The 16,813-nt window shown below is 60.1% G+C and carries 14 protein-coding genes; all 14 read left to right on the top strand.

Features of this window, described 5'->3' with window-relative positions; translation table 11 throughout:
* Window positions 1–139 precede the first annotated feature (139 nt).
* The 14 genes from ACS4NR_RS04900 (at window position 140) to nuoM (ending at window position 16,807) form a co-directional block, all read left to right on the top strand.
* Window positions 140–901, top strand: coding sequence for a secretin N-terminal domain-containing protein (locus tag ACS4NR_RS04900; protein ID WP_456019245.1), 762 nt, complete (start codon window positions 140–142; stop codon window positions 899–901).
* Between the two features lie 473 nt (window positions 902–1,374).
* Window positions 1,375–2,700 (top strand): isocitrate lyase, encoded by a 1,326-nt coding sequence (aceA, locus tag ACS4NR_RS04895; protein WP_016775277.1) that lies wholly within the window; start codon window positions 1,375–1,377, stop codon window positions 2,698–2,700.
* Window positions 2,701–3,343: 643 nt separating this feature from the next.
* The gene (locus tag ACS4NR_RS04890; protein ID WP_003223812.1) at window positions 3,344–3,757 is read left to right on the top strand and encodes an NADH-quinone oxidoreductase subunit A; all 414 of its coding nucleotides are present in this window, start codon (window positions 3,344–3,346) and stop codon (window positions 3,755–3,757) included.
* A gap of 10 nt (window positions 3,758–3,767) precedes the next feature.
* Window positions 3,768–4,442, top strand: a complete 675-nt coding sequence (locus ACS4NR_RS04885) for a NuoB/complex I 20 kDa subunit family protein (protein WP_003223809.1) — start codon at window positions 3,768–3,770, stop codon at window positions 4,440–4,442.
* A 69-nt stretch (window positions 4,443–4,511) separates the two neighbouring features.
* On the top strand, window positions 4,512–6,296 hold the full coding sequence (nuoC, locus tag ACS4NR_RS04880) for an NADH-quinone oxidoreductase subunit C/D (protein WP_027614664.1): 1,785 nt from the start codon (window positions 4,512–4,514) through the stop codon (window positions 6,294–6,296).
* Window positions 6,297–6,298: 2 nt separating this feature from the next.
* On the top strand, window positions 6,299–6,796 hold the full coding sequence (gene nuoE / locus ACS4NR_RS04875) for an NADH-quinone oxidoreductase subunit NuoE (protein WP_003223804.1): 498 nt from the start codon (window positions 6,299–6,301) through the stop codon (window positions 6,794–6,796).
* A complete protein-coding gene (gene nuoF / locus ACS4NR_RS04870) occupies window positions 6,793–8,148 on the top strand; it encodes an NADH-quinone oxidoreductase subunit NuoF (RefSeq protein ID WP_443532379.1) in 1,356 nt (451 codons plus the stop codon). Before nuoE ends, nuoF begins: the two co-directional genes overlap by 4 nt.
* A 136-nt stretch (window positions 8,149–8,284) precedes the next feature.
* Window positions 8,285–10,999 (top strand): NADH-quinone oxidoreductase subunit NuoG, encoded by a 2,715-nt coding sequence (gene nuoG / locus ACS4NR_RS04865; protein ID WP_456019244.1) that lies wholly within the window; start codon window positions 8,285–8,287, stop codon window positions 10,997–10,999.
* Window positions 10,996–12,003 carry an NADH-quinone oxidoreductase subunit NuoH gene (gene nuoH, locus ACS4NR_RS04860; protein ID WP_007964859.1) on the top strand — a complete coding sequence of 336 codons (1,008 nt, stop codon included), beginning with the start codon at window positions 10,996–10,998 and terminating at the stop codon, window positions 12,001–12,003. Before nuoG ends, nuoH begins: the two co-directional genes overlap by 4 nt.
* 11 nt (window positions 12,004–12,014) lie before the next feature.
* A complete protein-coding gene (nuoI, locus tag ACS4NR_RS04855; protein ID WP_003223795.1) occupies window positions 12,015–12,563 on the top strand; it encodes an NADH-quinone oxidoreductase subunit NuoI in 549 nt (182 codons plus the stop codon).
* A gap of 9 nt (window positions 12,564–12,572) precedes the next feature.
* Window positions 12,573–13,073, top strand: a complete 501-nt coding sequence (nuoJ, locus tag ACS4NR_RS04850; RefSeq protein ID WP_007951462.1) for an NADH-quinone oxidoreductase subunit J — start codon at window positions 12,573–12,575, stop codon at window positions 13,071–13,073.
* A 3-nt stretch (window positions 13,074–13,076) separates the two neighbouring features.
* Window positions 13,077–13,385 carry an NADH-quinone oxidoreductase subunit NuoK gene (gene nuoK / locus ACS4NR_RS04845; protein WP_003180046.1) on the top strand — a complete coding sequence of 103 codons (309 nt, stop codon included), beginning with the start codon at window positions 13,077–13,079 and terminating at the stop codon, window positions 13,383–13,385.
* Window positions 13,382–15,235 carry an NADH-quinone oxidoreductase subunit L gene (gene nuoL / locus ACS4NR_RS04840; protein WP_095138924.1) on the top strand — a complete coding sequence of 618 codons (1,854 nt, stop codon included), beginning with the start codon at window positions 13,382–13,384 and terminating at the stop codon, window positions 15,233–15,235. The genes nuoK and nuoL overlap by 4 nt, the downstream gene beginning before the upstream one ends.
* A 39-nt stretch (window positions 15,236–15,274) precedes the next feature.
* Window positions 15,275–16,807, top strand: coding sequence for an NADH-quinone oxidoreductase subunit M (gene nuoM / locus ACS4NR_RS04835; protein WP_095138922.1), 1,533 nt, complete (start codon window positions 15,275–15,277; stop codon window positions 16,805–16,807).
* Window positions 16,808–16,813: the final 6 nt, after the last annotated feature.

Raw genomic sequence — 16,813 nt, 5'->3', positions numbered from 1 at the left:
AAAAAGCGGTATGTGAGCACCCTCAAAACGCCCCGCCATCTTCGGATGCCGGGGCGTTTTGCTGTCTACGATTCAACTTGCCCCACCCTGGGCCGACAAACTGGCAATATCAAGCCTTTCGAAAGCGGAGATAACGGACATGTCCCTACGCACCCTGCTCACCACCCTGCTGCTCGGTTGCAGTTTTTCGGTGATGGCAGCCACAGAAATCGTCCCCCTCAACTACCGCACCAGCACCGACATGCTGCCGATGGCGCAAGACTTCATCGGCAAGGACGGCCAGGTCAGCGCCTATGGCAACCAACTGATCATCAAGGCCGAGCCGGACAAGATCCAGGAACTCAAGGCGTTGATCACGCAACTGGACACTGCGCCCAAACGTCTGCTGATCACGGTCGACACTAATGAAAACAACGGTCGCGGCGATGAAGGTTATTCGGTCAACGGCGCGCAGCCGAATCAGACCCGGATCATCAGCCGCAGCACCGCCAGCCGTGACGGCGGCGTGCAGCAAGTGCAGGCCACCGACGGCATGCCGGCGCTGATTCAGGTTGGTCAGAGCGTGCCGATCACCAATGTTCAAAGTGACTCCTACGGCGGTTACAACAGCCAGACCCAATACCGCAACGTCACCCAAGGCTTCTACGTTACCGCCAGCGTCACCGGCGACATCGTTCACCTGGCGATCAGTACCAACCGTGACCGTATGAGCCAGGACCGTCCTGATGTAGTGAACGTGCAAAGTACCGACACAACGGTCAGCGGACGCCTGGGCGAATGGATCACCCTCGCCGGCGTAAATCGCCAGACTCAGGCCGATAAACAGGGCCTGACCCGCAGCTACTCGACTCAAGGCCGGGATGACATGACCTTGCGGGTCAAAGTCGACGCTCTGGACTAAAGCACCGAAAACTGACTGATTAGTCGTATTAGACGAAAGATGTAGTGCTTTAAAAAAAGCACTACAAAACGTTTGACGGGCCAAAAAAGCGAAGGCATGATGGCCTCGCTCCCGCTAATCAGAGGCCCTGGCAAGGGCCTTCGAAGCGATGTTCGCACCTACCCCGCGAACCGCTTCGTGTCTGTACCGCCCACAAGGTGTGTTTGACGAGGTTGCCGACTGGAACGAAGTTGTCCCGAGGGACGGAAGCGTAATTAGGTAACCCGGCTTCACGCTGTAGACCGTATAAAGGCCCACGACGCCCGAATGCGCCCGCAGTCCGCCACTACCTGCTCACTTCCCCTCGAGCCCATCGTTCATCCCGTCGCCTACCCCGCCGAATCCGACTTGACCACCTAAGCTTCTGGTCAGCGAGCGCAGGAATTTTCCACCGCAGAACAACTTTTCATAAAGACGCGACGAGGTTTATCTCCATGGCACTGACACGCGAACAGCAAATTGCAGCCCTTGAAAAAGACTGGGCTGAAAACCCGCGCTGGAAAGGCGTGACTCGCACTTACTCCGCTGCTGACGTCGTCCGTCTGCGTGGCTCGGTTCAACCTGAGCACACCTTCGCAAAAATGGGCGCCGAGAAGCTGTGGAACCTGGTGACCCAGGGTGCCAAGCCGTCCTTCCGCCCAGAGAAAGATTTCGTCAACTGCATGGGCGCCCTGACCGGCGGCCAGGCTGTTCAGCAGGTCAAGGCCGGTATCCAGGCGATCTACCTGTCGGGCTGGCAAGTGGCTGCGGACAACAACTCCGCCGAATCGATGTACCCGGACCAGTCGCTGTACCCGGTGGACTCGGTGCCAACCGTGGTCAAGCGCATCAACAACTCGTTCCGTCGTGCTGATCAAATCCAGTGGAAAGCCGGCAAGAACCCGGGCGACGATGGCTACATCGACTACTTCGCGCCGATCGTGGCTGACGCTGAGGCCGGTTTCGGCGGCGTTCTGAACGCTTACGAGCTGATGAAGAGCATGATCGAAGCAGGCGCCGCTGGCGTTCACTTCGAAGACCAACTGGCTTCCGTGAAGAAGTGTGGTCACATGGGCGGCAAAGTACTGGTTCCGACTCAGGAAGCCGTACAGAAGCTGACCGCTGCGCGTCTGGCGGCTGACGTTGCCGGTACCCCGACCATCATTCTGGCCCGTACCGACGCCAACGCTGCTGACCTGCTGACTTCCGACTGCGACCCGTACGACCAGCCGTTCGTGACTGGCGAGCGCACTCAGGAAGGCTTCTACAAGGTTCGTGCCGGCCTCGATCAAGCCATCGCCCGTGGCCTGGCTTATGCTCCGTACGCCGACCTGATCTGGTGCGAAACCGCCAAACCGGATCTGGAAGAAGCCCGTCGCTTCGCTGAAGCGATCAAGAAGGAATACCCGGACCAACTGCTGTCGTACAACTGCTCGCCTTCCTTCAACTGGAAGAAAAACCTGGACGACGCGACCATCGCCAAGTTCCAGCGCGAACTGTCCGCCATGGGCTACAAGCACCAGTTCATCACCCTGGCCGGCATTCACAACATGTGGCACAGCATGTTCAACCTGGCGCACGACTACGCCCGCAACGACATGACTGCCTACGTGAAGCTGCAGGAGCAGGAATTCGCTGACGCCGCCAAGGGTTACACCTTCGTGGCTCACCAGCAGGAAGTGGGCACCGGCTACTTCGACGACATGACCACCGTGATTCAGGGCGGCTCGTCCTCGGTGACCGCGCTGACCGGTTCGACCGAAGAAGAACAGTTCCACTGATTCGGCTTCGCTGAGCAAACGGCCTTTGCGGATCGTATAGAAAGCTAACCGCAAAGCCGCAAGACTGACGCCCCGACTGGTTCGGGGCGTTTTTTTTGCCCGCCGATTCCCCAAACACCACAAACCCCCTGTAGGAGCGGGCTTGCTCGCGAATGCGGTGTGTCAGCCACCGCCTATGCAAACTGACGAGACGCCTTCGCGAGCAAGCCCGCTCCCACAGGTTTAGCGCCCGCCGCGCGACAAAACATTGATCCAGACCAGTACTCAGGTCAGAAAAATCAGCTAAAACGGGCGCCACCGCTACTTGCAGTAACAGGCATATAAGACAACTTTCTGTTTACTGCGCCGCTAAACAGTTACAAAACCCCTGCAAACGATATCAATTATCATTTAGCCGCAACTATGTTCGTTACATTCCCTACAAAACATTATTTGCATAAACCCGGCTAATGCCCGCAACGCATGGCCTGCAGGGCATTGGAGGTACGCTATGTCCTTATTCCAATAAATAATTTCGCTATAGGAATTTTACTTGCCGGGTGTTTAGCCATAAAATCAGCGCGATTGATTGCTGCGACATATCGTCACTGCCTATTTCTTTATCAAGCTCAGAGACCTTTGCTCTCTGTTAAGGATTACCAGCATGCCCGAAGCGACAGGACTCATGGCCCACAACTGGGGCTTTGCCATTTTCCTTCTGGGTGTCGTCGGCCTGTGTGCCTTCATGCTTGGCGTCTCCAGCCTCCTCGGGTCAAAAGCCTGGGGCCGCAGCAAAAACGAACCGTTCGAGTCCGGCATGCTACCTACAGGTGGCGCCCGCTTGCGGCTCTCAGCCAAATTCTATCTGGTCGCGATGCTGTTCGTGATCTTCGATATCGAAGCCCTCTTTCTCTTTGCATGGTCTGTGTCCGTCCGCGAAAGCGGCTGGACCGGATTCGTCGAAGCTCTCGTTTTCATAGCAATTCTGTTGGCAGGTCTTGTCTACCTGTTCCGAGTGGGCGCCCTTGACTGGGCTCCGGAAGCTCGTCGCAAGCGGCAGGCGAAGCTGAAACAATGAGGCTTTGGCAATGCAATACAATCTCACCAGAATCGACCCCGATGCTCCTAACGAGCAATATCCGATCGGCGAACGGGAAACCGTTTCCGATCCGTTAGAGGATCAAGTTCACAAAAACATTTTCATGGGCAAGCTCGAAGACGTGCTGAGTGGCGCGGTCAACTGGGGGCGTAAAAACTCCCTGTGGCCGTACAACTTCGGCCTTTCGTGCTGCTACGTGGAAATGACCACCGCCTTCACGGCGCCCCACGACATCGCGCGCTTTGGCGCCGAAGTTATCCGGGCATCACCGCGTCAGGCCGACTTCATGGTTATCGCCGGTACCTGCTTCATCAAGATGGCGCCGATCATTCAGCGTCTCTACGAGCAGATGCTCGAACCGAAGTGGGTTATCTCCATGGGTTCGTGCGCCAACTCCGGTGGCATGTACGACATCTACTCCGTGGTTCAAGGGGTGGACAAGTTCCTGCCCGTGGACGTCTACGTACCTGGCTGCCCGCCTCGTCCAGAAGCATTCCTTCAAGGCTTGATGCTGTTGCAGGAATCGATTGGACAGGAGCGTCGTCCGCTTTCCTGGGTCGTTGGCGACCAAGGCGTTTATCGCGCCGACATGCCATCGCAGAAGGAACAGCGCCGCGAACAGCGAATCGCAGTCACCAATCTGCGCAGCCCTGACGAAGTCTGATCCAGTCTGTTTCAAAGAAACGAGAAGCTGGCTTCATTCTTTACGTTGACCGAAAGCGAAAAAATAACCATGACTACAGGCAGCGCTCTGTACATCCCGCCTTATAAGGCAGACGACCAGGATGTGGTCGTCGAATTGAACAACCGTTTTGGCGCCGAAGCGTTCACCGCTCAGTCGACCCGCACCGGCATGCCGGTGCTGTGGGTGGCGCGTGCCAGACTCGTCGAAGTCCTGACCTTCCTGCGCAACCTGCCCAAGCCGTACGTCATGCTCTATGACCTGCACGGCGTGGACGAGCGTCTGCGCACCAAGCGTCAAGGGCTGCCATCGGGCGCCGACTTCACCGTGTTCTATCACCTCATGTCGCTTGAGCGTAATAGTGACGTGATGATCAAAGTCGCCTTGTCCGAAAGCGACCTGAGCTTGCCGACCGTCACCAGCATCTGGCCGAACGCCAACTGGTACGAGCGTGAAGTCTGGGACATGTACGGCATCGACTTCAAAGGCCACCCGCACCTGTCGCGCATCATGATGCCGCCGACCTGGGAAGGTCACCCGCTGCGCAAGGACTTCCCGGCGCGCGCCACCGAATTCGATCCGTTCAGCCTCAACCTCGCCAAGCAACAGCTTGAGGAAGAAGCCGCGCGCTTCCGTCCTGAAGACTGGGGCATGAAGCGTTCCGGGGCCAACGAGGACTATATGTTCCTCAACCTGGGCCCGAACCACCCTTCGGCCCACGGTGCGTTCCGCATCATTCTGCAGTTGGACGGTGAAGAGATCGTCGACTGCGTGCCGGACATCGGTTACCACCACCGTGGTGCCGAGAAGATGGCCGAGCGTCAGTCCTGGCACAGCTTCATCCCGTACACCGACCGTATCGACTACCTCGGCGGCGTGATGAACAACCTGCCGTACGTGCTCTCGGTCGAGAAGCTGGCCGGCATCAAGGTGCCGGAGAAGGTCGACGTCATCCGCATCATGATGGCCGAGTTCTTCCGGATCACCAGCCACCTGCTGTTCCTGGGGACCTACATCCAGGACGTCGGCGCCATGACCCCGGTGTTCTTCACTTTCACCGACCGCCAGAAGGCGTACACGGTGATCGAAGCCATCACCGGTTTCCGTCTGCACCCGGCCTGGTACCGCATCGGTGGCGTCGCCCACGACCTGCCGCGCGGCTGGGACAAACTGGTGAAAGACTTCGTTGAATGGCTGCCAAAACGCCTCGACGAATACACCAAGGCGGCCCTGCAGAACAGCATCCTCAAGGGCCGGACCATCGGCGTCGCCCAGTACAACACCAAAGAGGCCCTGGAATGGGGTGTCACCGGTGCCGGCCTGCGTTCGACCGGTTGCGACTTCGACCTGCGTAAAGCGCGTCCGTATTCCGGCTACGAGAACTTCGAGTTCGAAGTGCCGCTGGCCGCCAACGGCGATGCCTACGATCGCTGCATGGTCCGCGTCGAAGAGATGCGCCAGAGCATCAAGATCATCGACCAGTGCATGCGCAACATGCCGGAAGGCCCGTACAAGGCGGATCACCCGCTGACCACGCCGCCGCCGAAAGAGCGCACGCTGCAGCACATCGAAACCCTGATCACGCACTTCCTGCAGGTTTCGTGGGGCCCGGTCATGCCGGCCAACGAATCCTTCCAGATGATCGAAGCGACCAAGGGCATCAACAGTTATTACCTGACGAGCGACGGCGGCACCATGAGCTACCGTACCCGGATCCGCACTCCGAGCTTCCCGCACCTGCAACAGATCCCTTCGGTGATCAAAGGCAGCATGGTCGCGGACTTGATTGCGTACCTGGGTAGTATCGACTTCGTTATGGCCGACGTGGACCGCTAAGCATGAACAGCACGCTTATCCAGACAGACCGTTTCACCTTGAGTGAAACCGAGCGCTCGGCCATCGAGCACGAGCTGCATCACTACGAAGACCCGCGCGCGGCGTCGATCGAAGCCCTGAAGATCGTTCAGAAAGAACGTGGCTGGGTGCCGGATGGCGCCCTGTACGCGATCGGCGAGATCCTCGGCATCCCGGCCAGCGACGTTGAAGGCGTGGCGACGTTCTACAGCCAGATCTTCCGTCAGCCGGTCGGCCGTCACATCATTCGCGTCTGCGACAGCATGGTCTGCTACATCGGTGGCCACGAGTCGGTGGTCAGCGAAATCCAGAACAATCTGGGCATCGGCCTGGGTCAGACCACCGCCGACGGTCGTTTCACCCTGCTGCCTGTCTGCTGCCTCGGCAACTGCGACAAGGCACCGGCGCTGATGATCGACGACGACACCTTTGGCGACGTGCAGCCTGCCGGCGTGGCCAAACTGCTCGAGGGCTACGTATGACCCTGACATCTTTCGGTCCTGCCAACCGCATCAAGCGTTCGGCCGAGACTCACCCGCTGACCTGGCGTCTGCGTGACGACGGCGAAGCCGTGTGGCTCGACGAATACCAGGCCAAGAACGGTTACGCCGCTGCGCGCAAAGCCTTCGCCGACATGGCTCAGGACGACATCGTCCAGACCGTGAAAGACGCCGGCCTCAAAGGTCGCGGCGGTGCAGGCTTCCCCACTGGCGTGAAGTGGGGCCTGATGCCCAAGGACGAATCCATCAACATCCGCTACCTGCTGTGCAACGCGGACGAAATGGAACCGAACACCTGGAAAGACCGCATGCTGATGGAGCAACTGCCCCATCTGCTGATCGAAGGCATGCTGATCAGTGCCCGCGCACTGAAAACCTACCGTGGCTACATCTTCCTGCGTGGCGAGTACACCACCGCCGCCAAGCACCTCAACCGTGCCGTGGAAGAAGCCAAGGCTGCGGGCCTGCTGGGTAAAAACATTCTGGGCAGCGGTTTCGACTTCGAACTGTTCGTGCACACCGGCGCCGGGCGTTACATCTGCGGTGAAGAAACCGCACTGATCAACTCCCTCGAAGGCCGCCGCGCCAATCCGCGCTCCAAACCGCCCTTCCCTGCCGCCGTCGGCGTGTGGGGCAAGCCGACCTGCGTGAACAACGTCGAAACCCTGTGCAACGTGCCGGCGATCATTGCCGACGGCGTTGACTGGTATAAATCGTTGGCCCGCGAAGGCAGCGAAGACATGGGCACCAAGCTCATGGGCTTCTCCGGCAAGGTCAAGAACCCTGGCCTGTGGGAACTGCCATTCGGCGTCACCGGCCGTGAGCTGTTCGAAGACTACGCCGGCGGCATGCGCGACGGTTACAAGCTCAAGGCCTGGCAGCCAGGTGGCGCCGGTACCGGCTTCCTGTTGCCGGAGCACCTCGACGCACAAATGTACGCCGGCGGCATCGCCAAAGTGGGCACCCGGATGGGTACCGGCCTGGCGATGGCGGTGGACGACAGCGTCAACATGGTCTCCTTGCTGCGCAACATGGAGCAGTTCTTCGCCCGCGAATCCTGCGGCTTCTGCACCCCGTGCCGTGATGGTTTGCCATGGAGCGTCAAGCTCTTGATGGCCATTGAAGAAGGCCGTGGTCAGCCAGGCGACATCGAGACCCTGCTGGGTCTGGTCGGTTTCCTCGGCCCAGGCAAGACCTTCTGTGCTCACGCACCGGGTGCCGTGGAGCCGTTGGGCAGTGCCATCAAATACTTCCGTCCAGAGTTCGAAGCCGGTATCGCGCCCGCAAGCGCCGCCGTCCCGCCTCTGGCAAGGCCGATCACAGTCGGCGCGTAAACGCTTAAAAAGGCGAAGGGTCCGTGCCCTTCGCCTTTCGTCCGATGACGCCTTTCGGGGCTGACTGGATTCGGACGGATAACAAGATTCCATTAGCCACGCCCGCTGACACCGGGCCAACGAAGACCTTTGAACCATGGCCACTATCCACGTAGACGGCAAAGCGCTCGAAGTCGACGGGGCAGACAACCTGTTACAGGCATGTCTGTCGCTGGGCCTCGACATCCCTTATTTCTGCTGGCACCCCGCGCTTGGTAGCGTCGGGGCCTGCCGCCAGTGCGCGGTCAAGCAGTACACCGACGAGAACGACACCCGTGGTCGCATCGTCATGTCCTGCATGACCCCTGCCACCGACAACACCTGGATCTCCATCGACGATGAAGAATCCAAGGCGTTCCGCGCCAGTGTTGTCGAATGGCTGATGACCAACCACCCGCATGACTGCCCTGTGTGCGAAGAAGGCGGTCACTGCCACCTGCAAGACATGACGGTGATGACCGGCCACAACGAGCGCCGTTATCGCTTCACCAAACGCACCCACCAGAACCAGCAACTCGGCCCGTTCATTTCCCATGAAATGAACCGTTGCATCGCCTGCTACCGCTGCGTGCGTTTCTACAAGGACTACGCCGGCGGCACCGACCTCGGTGTATTCGGCGCCCACGACAACGTGTACTTCGGTCGCGTTGAAGACGGCACCCTCGAAAGCGAGTTCTCCGGCAACCTCACCGAGGTCTGCCCGACCGGTGTGTTCACCGACAAGACTCACTCCGAGCGCTACAACCGCAAATGGGACATGCAATTCTCGCCGAGCATCTGCCATGGCTGCTCCAGCGGTTGCAACATCTCCCCGGGCGAACGTTACGGCGAACTGCGTCGCATCGAAAACCGTTTCAACGGTTCGGTGAACCAGTACTTCCTGTGCGACCGTGGCCGTTTCGGTTATGGCTACGTCAACCGCACCGACCGTCCACGTCAGCCGCTGCTGGCCGACGGCACCAAGCTGAGCGTCGACGCTGCGCTGGATAAAGCCGCTGACCTGCTGCGCGGGCGCAACATCGTCGGTATCGGTTCGCCGCGTGCCAGCCTCGAAAGCAACTACGCGTTGCGTGAACTGGTCGGCGCCGAGCACTTCTACTCCGGTATCGAAGCCTCCGAACTGGAGCGCATCCGTCTGGTTCTGCAAGTGCTCAAAGACAGCCCGCTGCCCGTGCCGAACATGCGCGACATCGAAGACCACGACGCCGTGTTCGTCCTCGGTGAAGACCTGACCCAGACCGCCGCCCGTATGGCGCTGTCCCTTCGTCAGTCGGTCAAGGGCAAAGCTGAAGACATGGCCGAAGCCATGCGCGTTCAGCCGTGGCTCGACGCGGCGGTGAAGAACATCGGCCAGCACGAACTGAACCCGCTGTTCATCGCCAGCCTGGCGGAAACCAAGCTCGACGACATCGCCGAAGAATGCGTTCACGCAGCTCCGGATGATCTGGCGCGCCTTGGTTTCGCCGTGGCTCACGCACTGGACGCCAGCGCCCCGGCCGTTGAAGGTCTGGACGCCGAAGCACTGGAACTGGCTCAGCGTATCGCTGACGCCCTGCTCGCGGCCAAACGTCCGCTGATCATCGCCGGTACTTCGCTGGGTTCCAAAGCCTTGATCGAAGCGGCGGCGAACATCGCCAAAGCCCTGAAGCTGCGCGAGAAGAACGGTTCGATCAGCCTGATCGTGCCGGAAGCCAACAGCCTCGGTCTGGCCATGCTCGGTGGCGAATCGGTCGACGCGGCGCTGCAAGCCGTGATCGATGGCAAGGCCGACGCCATCGTCGTGCTGGAAAACGATCTGTACACCCGCACCTCGAAAGCCAAGGTCGATGCCGCGCTGAACGCTGCGAAAGTAGTGATCGTTGCCGACCACCAGAAGACCGCCACCACCGACCGCGCGCAACTGGTTCTGCCAGCGGCGAGCTTCGCTGAAGGCGACGGTACGCTGGTCAGTCAGGAAGGTCGCGCCCAGCGCTTCTTCCAGGTTTTCGATCCGCAATACATGGATGCGAGCATCCTGGTTCACGAAGGCTGGCGCTGGCTGCACGCCCTGCGCTCGACCCTGCTGAACCAACCGATCGACTGGACGCAACTCGACCACGTCACCGCTGCCGTGGCATCGAGCACCGAGCAACTGGCGAGTATCGTCGATGCCGCGCCGTCTGCCGCGTTCCGCATCAAGGGTCTGAAACTGGCGCGTGAGCCACTGCGTTATTCCGGTCGCACCGCGATGCGCGCCGACATCAGCGTTCACGAACCGCGCACCCCGCAAGACAAAGACACCGCGTTCGCCTTCTCCATGGAAGGTTACTCGGGCTCGGCCGAACCGCGTCAGCAGGTGCCGTTTGCCTGGTCGCCGGGCTGGAACTCGCCGCAAGCCTGGAACAAGTTCCAGGATGAAGTCGGTGGTCACCTGCGTGCTGGCGACCCGGGCACCCGCCTGATCGAAAGCACCGGCGATTCGCTGAACTGGTTCGCTGCCGCTCCGCGCGCATTCAACCCGGCGCCGGGCACCTGGCAGGCCGTGCCGTTCTATCACTTGTTCGGCAGCGACGAAAACTCGTCGAAAGCCGCTCCGGTACAGGAACGCATCCCGGCTCCGTACGTGGCGCTGGCCAGATCCGAAGCGGATCGCCTGGGCGTCAACGACGGTGCTCTGCTGAGCCTGAATGTGGCCGGCCAGACCCTGCGTCTGCCGCTGCGCATCAATGAAGAGCTGGGCGCTGGTCTGGTGGCCTTGCCTGCGGGCATCGCCGGCATTCCACCGGCATTCGCCGGCCTGTCCGTCGACGGTCTGCAGGAGGCAGCGCAATGACCTGGTTCACCCCTGAAGTGATCGATGTGATCCTGACGGTCATCAAAGCCATCGTGATTCTGCTGGCCGTTGTGGTCGCGGGCGCGTTGCTCAGCTTTGTCGAACGTCGCCTGCTGGGCTGGTGGCAGGACCGTTACGGTCCGAACCGCGTTGGCCCGTTCGGCATGTTCCAGATCGCCGCCGACATGCTGAAGATGTTCTTCAAGGAAGACTGGACCCCGCCGTTTGCCGACAAGGTGATCTTCACCCTGGCACCGGTGGTGGCCATGTCCGCCCTGCTGATCGCGTTCGCGATCATCCCGATCACCCCGACCTGGGGCGTCGCGGATCTGAACATCGGCCTGCTGTTCTTCTTCGCCATGGCTGGTCTGTCGGTCTACGCGGTGCTGTTCGCCGGCTGGTCGAGCAACAACAAGTTCGCCCTGCTCGGCAGCTTGCGTGCCTCGGCGCAGACCGTGTCCTACGAAGTGTTCATGGGCCTGGCCCTAATGGGCATCGTGGTGCAGGTCGGCTCGTTCAACATGCGCGACATCGTCGAGTACCAGGCGCAGAACCTGTGGTTCATCATTCCGCAGTTCTTCGGCTTCTGTACCTTCTTCATCGCAGGCGTCGCCGTGACTCACCGTCACCCGTTCGACCAGCCGGAAGCGGAACAGGAACTGGCAGACGGTTACCACATTGAATACGCCGGTATGAAATGGGGCATGTTCTTCGTCGGTGAATACATCGGCATCATCCTGATCTCGGCGCTGCTGGTCACCCTGTTCTTCGGTGGCTGGCACGGTCCGTTCGGCATCCTGCCGCAACTGTCCTTCGTCTGGTTCGCACTGAAGACCGCGTTCTTCATCATGCTGTTCATCCTGCTGCGCGCTTCCATTCCGCGTCCGCGTTATGACCAGGTGATGGATTTCAGCTGGAAATTCTGCCTGCCACTGACCCTGATCAATTTGCTGATAACCGCTGCGGTTGTGTTGTGGAACACACCTGCGGTTGCGGTTCAGTGAGGATTTGACCCATGTTCAAATATATTGGCGACATCGTTAAGGGTACCGGTACCCAGTTGCGCAGCCTGGTCATGGTCTTCGGCCATGGCTTTCGCAAGCGCGACACCCTGCAATACCCGGAAGAGCCGGTCTACCTGCCGCCACGCTACCGTGGTCGCATCGTCCTGACCCGTGACCCCGATGGCGAAGAGCGTTGCGTAGCCTGCAACCTGTGCGCCGTGGCTTGCCCGGTAGGTTGCATCTCGCTGCAGAAAGCTGAAACCGAAGACGGTCGCTGGTACCCGGACTTCTTCCGTATCAACTTCTCGCGCTGCATTTTCTGCGGTCTCTGCGAGGAAGCCTGTCCGACCACCGCAATCCAGTTGACCCCGGATTTCGAGATGGCCGAGTTCAAACGTCAGGACCTGGTGTACGAGAAAGAAGATCTTTTGATCTCCGGCCCCGGCAAAAACCCTGATTACAACTTCTATCGTGTTGCAGGTATGGCAATCGCTGGCAAGCCGAAAGGCTCTGCGCAGAACGAAGCCGAACCGATCAACGTGAAGAGCTTGCTGCCTTAAGGAAGAACGATGGAATTCGCTTTCTATTTCGCATCGGGTATCGCGGTTGTGTCCACGCTTCGTGTGGTCACCAACACCAACCCTGTGCACGCCCTGCTCTACCTGATCATCTCGTTGATCGCCGTGGCCATGACCTTCTTCGCCCTCGGCGCGCCGTTCGCCGGCGTGCTGGAAGTGATCGCCTACGCTGGCGCCATCATGGTGCTGTTCGTATTCGTGGTGATGATGCTGAACCTGGGCCCGGCCTCGGTTCAGCAGGAACGCACCTGGCTCAAGCCCGGTATCTGGGCAGGCCCGGTGATTCTCGCCGCCCTGCTGCTGGCCGAACTGCTGTATGTGCTGTTCGCTCACCAGAGCGGTCAGGCCATCGGCCACACCACCGTAGACGCGAAAGCCGTGGGCATCAGCCTGTTCGGCCCGTATCTGCTGGTGGTCGAACTCGCCTCGATGCTGCTGCTCGCCGCAGCCGTCACGGCGTTCCATTTGGGCCGTAACGAGGCGAAGGAGTAAGACATGCCTGCTATCCCTCTCGAGCATGGATTGGCCGTTGCCGGCATCCTGTTCTGCCTTGGTCTGGTCGGCCTGATGGTCCGCCGCAACATTTTGTTCGTGTTGATGAGTCTGGAAGTAATGATGAACGCCTCTGCCCTGGCCTTCATCGTTGCGGGCGCCCGCTGGGCGCAACCGGATGGACAGATCATGTTCATCCTGGTGATCAGCCTGGCAGCCGCCGAGGCCAGTATTGGTCTGGCGATCCTGCTGCAACTGTATCGCCGCTTCCACACGCTCGATATCGACGCTGCCAGTGAGATGCGCGGATGAACCTAATCTTTCTGACTTTTGTATTCCCTCTGATCGGTTTCCTGCTGCTGTCGTTCTCCCGTGGACGCTGGTCGGAAAACCTCTCGGCGCTGATCGGCGTGGGTTCCATTGGCTTGTCGGCGATTGTCGCCGCCTACGTCATCTGGCAATTCAACGTCGCGCCTCCCGAGGGCGGCCACTACACCCTGGTGCTGTGGAAGTGGATGGCGGTCGAAGGCTTCAAGCCTGACTTCGCCCTCTACATCGATGGCCTGTCGATCACCATGCTCGGCGTGGTGGTGGGTGTCGGTTTCCTGATCCACCTGTTCGCGTCCTGGTACATGCGCGGCGAAGCGGGCTACTCGCGCTTCTTCTCGTACACCAACCTGTTTATCGCCAGCATGCTGTTCCTGGTCCTCGGCGATAACCTGTTGTTCCTGTACTTCGGCTGGGAAGGCGTGGGCCTGTGTTCGTACCTGTTGATCGGTTTCTACTACAGCAACCGCAACAACGGTAACGCCGCACTCAAGGCCTTCATCGTGACCCGGATCGGCGACGTGTTCATGGCCATCGGCCTGTTCATCCTGTTCCAGCAAGTGGGCACGCTGAACATCCAGGAACTGCTGGTGCTGGCACCGCAGAAATTCCAGGTCGGCGACTTCTGGATCACCCTGGCGACCCTGATGCTGCTGGGTGGTGCGGTCGGTAAATCGGCGCAACTGCCACTGCAAACCTGGCTCGCGGATGCGATGGCGGGGCCAACCCCGGTGTCGGCACTGATCCACGCTGCAACCATGGTGACCGCCGGTGTCTACCTGATTGCCCGTACCCATGGTCTGTTCACCCTGGCGCCGGAAATCCTCCACCTGGTCGGCATCGTCGGTGGTGTGACTCTGGTACTGGCAGGTTTCGCCGCACTGGTACAAACCGACATCAAACGTATCCTCGCCTACTCGACCATGAGCCAGATCGGCTACATGTTCCTGGCGCTGGGCGTTGGTGCCTGGGATGGCGCGATTTTCCACCTGATGACCCACGCCTTCTTCAAGGCCCTGCTGTTCCTTGCTTCCGGTGCGGTGATCGTTGCCTGCCACCACGAGCAGAACATCTTCAAGATGGGCGGTCTGTGGAAAAAACTGCCACTGGCCTACGCCAGCTTCATCGTCGGTGGCGCCGCTCTGGCCGCTCTGCCACTGGTCACCGCCGGTTTCTACTCCAAGGACGAAATTCTTTGGGAAGCGTTCGCCAGCGGCAACCACGGTCTGCTCTACGCAGGTCTGGTCGGCGCGTTCATGACTTCGCTGTACACCTTCCGCCTGATCTTCATCACGTTCCACGGTGAAGCCAAGACTGAAGCCCACGCCGGTCACGGCATCGCTCACTGGCTGCCGCTGTCGGTGCTGATCGTGCTGTCGACCTTCGTCGGCGCCATGATCGTTCCACCGCTGCACGGCGTACTGCCTGAGAGCGTTGGCCATGCCGGTGGCGAAGCCAAGCACAGTCTGGAAATCGCCTCGGGCGCTATCGCTCTGGCCGGTATCCTGCTGGCGGCCCTGCTGTTCCTCGGCAAGCGTCGCTTCGTGACGGCGATCGCCAACAGCGGCATCGGTCGTTTCCTTTCGGCCTGGTGGTTCGCTGCCTGGGGCTTCGACTGGATCTACGACAAACTGTTCGTCAAGCCGTACCTTGCGATCAGCCATGTACTGCGCAGAGACCCGCTCGACCAGACCATCGGTCTGATCCCGCGTATGGCCAAGGGTGGTCACACCGCCCTGAGCCGCACCGAGACCGGTCAACTGCGTTGGTATGCCGCCTCGATGGCTGCTGGTGCCGTGCTGGTAATCGGCGCCATCGTGCTGGTAGCGGTCTGATATGAACCTTGCGAATTTGCGAAAGGAAACGAGCCCGTCATGATTCTGCCTTGGCTAATCCTGATCCCCTTCATCGGCGGCCTGCTGTGCTGGATGGGTGAGCGCTTCGGCGCTACCCTCCCCCGCTGGATTGCGCTGTTGACCATGACCCTGGAACTCGCCCTCGGCCTCTGGCTGTGGGCCCACGGTGACTATTCATTTGCGCCGGCGCCTGGCGCCGATCCGACCTGGGCGCTTGAATTCAAGCACGTCTGGATCCAGCGCTTCGGCATCAACGTGCACCTGGCCCTCGACGGCCTGTCGCTGTTGATGATCCTGCTGACCGGTCTGCTGGGTATCCTCTCGGTACTCTGCTCATGGAAAGAGATCCAGCGTCACGTTGGCTTCTTCCACCTGAACCTGATGTGGATCCTGGGCGGCGTTGTCGGCGTGTTCCTCGCCCTCGACCTGTTCATGTTCTTCTTCTTCTGGGAAATGATGCTGGTGCCGATGTACTTCCTCATCGCGCTCTGGGGTCACAGTTCTTCGGACGGCAAGAAAACCCGGATCTACGCCGCGACCAAGTTCTTCATCTTCACTCAGGCTTCCGGCCTGATCATGCTGGTGGCGATCCTCGGTCTGGTGCTGGTCAACTTCAACAACACTGGCGTGATTACTTTCAACTACGCCGATCTGTTGAAGACCAAGATGTCGATGACCACCGAGTACATCCTGATGCTCGGCTTCTTCATCGCCTTCGCGGTCAAGCTGCCCGTGGTGCCGTTCCACTCGTGGTTGCCTGATGCCCACGCCCAGGCGCCGACCGCCGGTTCCGTCGACCTCGCCGGTATCCTGTTGAAAACCGCGGCCTACGGCCTGCTGCGTTTCGCCCTGCCGCTGTTCCCGAATGCCTCGGCCGAATTCGCGCCGATCGCCATGACCCTCGGTCTGATCGGGATCTTCTACGGTGCATTCCTGGCGTTCGCGCAAACCGACATCAAGCGTCTGATCGCCTTCTCTTCCGTGTCCCACATGGGCTTCGTGTTGATCGGCATCTACTCCGGCAGCCAACTGGCACTGCAAGGTGCAGTGATCCAGATGCTGGCACACGGTCTGTCGGCCGCGGCCCTGTTTATCCTCAGCGGTCAGCTGTACGAGCGCCTGCATACCCGTGACATGCGTGAGATGGGCGGTCTGTGGTCGCGTATCGCTTACCTGCCGGCGATCAGCCTGTTCTTCGCCGCCGCGTCGCTGGGCTTGCCGGGTACCGGTAACTTCGTCGGCGAGTTCCTGATCCTGATCGGTTCCTTCGCCAGCGCGCCATGGATCACCGCGATTGCCACCTCCGGTCTGGTGTTCGGTTCGGTCTACTCGCTGATCATGATCCACCGTGCCTACTTCGGTCCGTCGAAATCGGATTCGATCCTGCACGGCATGGACGGTCGCGAACTGACCATGGTGCTGGGCCTTGCGGTGCTGCTGATTTACCTCGGCGTCTACCCGCAACCGTTCCTCGACACTTCCGCCGCCACGATGCATGGCGTGCAGCAGTGGCTCGGCACCGCCTTCACTCAACTCGCTTCGGCCCGGTAAGAGCGC

The sequence above is a fragment of the Pseudomonas sp. JQ36 genome (genome assembly GCF_053851495.1).
Note: the sequence above shows the minus strand (reverse complement) of the source record. Positions and strands in the feature narration are given on the sequence as shown.

Bases quoted from the DNA above. Each gene is read 5' to 3' on its own strand.
- ACS4NR_RS04900 (WP_456019245.1), top strand. From the start codon at position 140: ATGTCCCTACGCACCCTGCTCACCACCCTGCTGCTCGGTTGCAGTTTT.
- nuoE (WP_003223804.1), top strand. From the start codon at position 6,299: ATGAACAGCACGCTTATCCAGACAGACCGTTTCACCTTGAGTGAAACC.
- nuoJ (WP_007951462.1), top strand. From the start codon at position 12,573: ATGGAATTCGCTTTCTATTTCGCATCGGGTATCGCGGTTGTGTCCACG.
- ACS4NR_RS04890 (WP_003223812.1), top strand. From the start codon at position 3,344: ATGCCCGAAGCGACAGGACTCATGGCCCACAACTGGGGCTTTGCCATT.
- nuoM (WP_095138922.1), top strand. From the start codon at position 15,275: ATGATTCTGCCTTGGCTAATCCTGATCCCCTTCATCGGCGGCCTGCTG.
- nuoK (WP_003180046.1), top strand. From the start codon at position 13,077: ATGCCTGCTATCCCTCTCGAGCATGGATTGGCCGTTGCCGGCATCCTG.
- nuoH (WP_007964859.1), top strand. From the start codon at position 10,996: ATGACCTGGTTCACCCCTGAAGTGATCGATGTGATCCTGACGGTCATC.
- nuoI (WP_003223795.1), top strand. From the start codon at position 12,015: ATGTTCAAATATATTGGCGACATCGTTAAGGGTACCGGTACCCAGTTG.
- nuoF (WP_443532379.1), top strand. From the start codon at position 6,793: ATGACCCTGACATCTTTCGGTCCTGCCAACCGCATCAAGCGTTCGGCC.
- ACS4NR_RS04885 (WP_003223809.1), top strand. From the start codon at position 3,768: ATGCAATACAATCTCACCAGAATCGACCCCGATGCTCCTAACGAGCAA.
- nuoC (WP_027614664.1), top strand. From the start codon at position 4,512: ATGACTACAGGCAGCGCTCTGTACATCCCGCCTTATAAGGCAGACGAC.
- nuoL (WP_095138924.1), top strand. From the start codon at position 13,382: ATGAACCTAATCTTTCTGACTTTTGTATTCCCTCTGATCGGTTTCCTG.
- aceA (WP_016775277.1), top strand. From the start codon at position 1,375: ATGGCACTGACACGCGAACAGCAAATTGCAGCCCTTGAAAAAGACTGG.
- nuoG (WP_456019244.1), top strand. From the start codon at position 8,285: ATGGCCACTATCCACGTAGACGGCAAAGCGCTCGAAGTCGACGGGGCA.